Source organism: uncultured Polaribacter sp., from assembly GCF_947500975.1.
Lineage (GTDB): Bacteria > Bacteroidota > Bacteroidia > Flavobacteriales > Flavobacteriaceae > Polaribacter.
In genome coordinates this window covers 1-820 of the sequence record NZ_CANMUE010000046.1, presented here as the reverse complement: position 1 = coordinate 820, position 820 = coordinate 1, and the positions used below count along the sequence as shown (strand labels likewise).

1 pseudogene is annotated in these 820 nt (G+C 42.0%); it reads right to left on the bottom strand.

The annotated features are described in order from the left end of the window. Positions 1 to 820: pseudogene (locus Q0733_RS12960) on the bottom strand (hypothetical protein); the annotation flags it as partial.

Below are 820 nucleotides of genomic sequence, written 5' to 3'. Positions count from 1 at the left end.
CTCCTGTTGTATCATTACCTGTTACATCTATTGGATCACTTGCAGAACCTGGTGTATACGTTGCTGTATCATCAGTAACAACTGGTAATGGATCTGCTAATACATTTATAATAGTAGTTGCTGTTGCTAAACAATTATTCCCATCCGTATAAGTATATGTTAAAGTTACAGCTCCATTTAATCCTGAAGGGTTAAAAGTTGCTGTTCCATTTGCTCCATCTGTTATACCTAAACCTGTCCAAGTACCATTAGAGTCTGTTGGAGTTCCTGTTACTGTAATTGCTGAAGCAGTAACTAATATACTTCCATAACTACCAGTAGCTACTGTTGGTAAAGCATTTACCGTCACAACTACTGCGGCTACTGCACTCTCACAATTATTTCCATCGGTTTGACTTACATAATATGTCGTTGCTGCACTTGCTGAACTTGTATCGATCGTTGGTGCTGTTATTGATGTTGTTCCTGCTGCATCACTATACCAAGCAAGTGTACCGGTAGTTCCGCTTACCGCTGTGGTGATTGCTGCGGCTGTATCGCCTACACAATAGGTTAAGTTACTCGTCGTTGGTGTTGTTGGTAAAGCATTTACCGTCACAACTACTGCGGCTACTGCACTCTCACAATTATTTCCATCGGTTTGACTTACATAATATGTCGTTGCTGCACTTGCTGAACTTGTATCGATCGTTGGTGCTGTTATTGATGTTGTTCCTGCTGCATCACTATACCAAGCAAGTGTACCTGTAGTTCCGCTTACCGCTGTGGTGATTGCTGCGGCTGTATCGCCTACACAATAGGTTAAGTTACTCGTCGTTGG